At 73.0% G+C, this 1,409-nt stretch carries 1 protein-coding gene; it reads right to left on the bottom strand.

What is annotated here, in order from left to right:
* On the bottom strand, window positions 1–1,409 hold a 1,409-nt coding region (locus tag IE263_RS48015; RefSeq protein ID WP_229911594.1), incomplete at both ends, for a condensation domain-containing protein.

Here is a 1,409-nt window from a genome sequence, read left to right as displayed (position 1 = left end):
TCCGTCACGCCACGGGCCCGCCGCCACTTCGCCACCGCCAGCGCGAGCGCTGCGAGCAGGCCGTCGTTGACCCCGCCCCGGAAGGCCGCCGGCACCTCGGTCAGCAGCGCCTGAGTGACCGGTGCCGGCAGCTCCAGGGTGACGGTGTCGACGGTCGCCATGACGTCCACGGCGGGGTCGAGGGGGCGTGAGCCGAGGACGGGGTCGGGGGCCTCCACGGTCCTGAGCCAGGTGTCGAGTTCGCCGATGCGGTCGGGGTCGGAGGCCTCGGCTTCCAGGGCGTGGGCCCAGCGGCGGGCGGAGGTGCCGACCGGGGGCAGCGCGGGGGCCTGGCCGTCGCGGATCTGCCGCCAGGCGGCCGCGAGGTCCGGCAGCAGGATGCGCCAGGAGACCGCGTCGACGACCAGGTGGTGCAGGACCAGCAGGAGACGGCCGCCGGTGCCGTCGTCCGGCGTGAACCACACGAACTGGGCCATGACACCGGCGGTGGGGTCCAACCGTCCGGTGGCCGCGTCGAGTTCGGCCGCCGCCTGTGCCTGCCGGTCCTGCGCCCAGGTCACCTCACGGATCAGGGGCGCGATGTCGACGCTGCCCGGCTCGGTGACCTCCAGATGGCCGCCGTCGTCGTCCAGCACCAGACGCGAGCGCAGGATGTCGTGGTGGTCGAGGACCGCGGCGAGCGTGGCGGCCAGGCTGTCGGCGGTGATCTCGTCGGGCAGGTCGACGATGAGCGACATGGAGAAGCGGGAGAAGCCGCCGCCGAGGTCGAGCATGGAGAAGGCGGCGGGCGAGAGAGGCATACGGCCCACGCCGCCGCCGTCCAGCTCCTTCAGCGCCGGCACGCTCGACGTCCGGCCGGTGCTCGCGGCGTCGGCCAGTTCGGCGACGGTGCGCCGTTCGAAGATCTGCCGTGCGGTGATCTCCACGCCCAGGGCACGGGCGCGGGAGACGATCTGGATGGAGCGGATGGAGTCGCCGCCGATGGCGAAGAAGTCGTCGTCGATGCCGACCCGCTCGACCCCGAGCACGTCGGCGTAGACACCGGCGAGGATCTCCTCCACGCCGCTGCGGGGCGCCCGGTAGGCCTCGCCGGTGAACTCCGGCTCCGGCAGCGCGGCACGGTCGAGCTTGCCGTTCGGTGCCAGCGGCAGCCGCTCCAGCGACACGAACACCGACGGCACCATGAACTCCGGCAGCCGCTCCGCCACGAACCGCCGCAGCTCACGGACCGTGACACCGGCCGTCATCTCGGCCTCGAAGTGGCCGTAGTCGTCCACATGGCCGCCGGAGTCGACGACGGAGGGTACGAAGTAGCCCACGAGACGTCGGCTGCCACCGGGGGTGTCCTGGGTGACCACGGCGGCTTGGGCGACGCCGGGATGCGAGGTCAGCACCGCCTCGATCTCACC

It is taken from the genome of Streptomyces aurantiogriseus (assembly GCF_014649375.1).
Taxonomy (GTDB): domain Bacteria; phylum Actinomycetota; class Actinomycetes; order Streptomycetales; family Streptomycetaceae; genus Streptomyces; species Streptomyces aurantiogriseus.
Note: the sequence above shows the minus strand (reverse complement) of the source record. Positions and strands in the feature narration are given on the sequence as shown.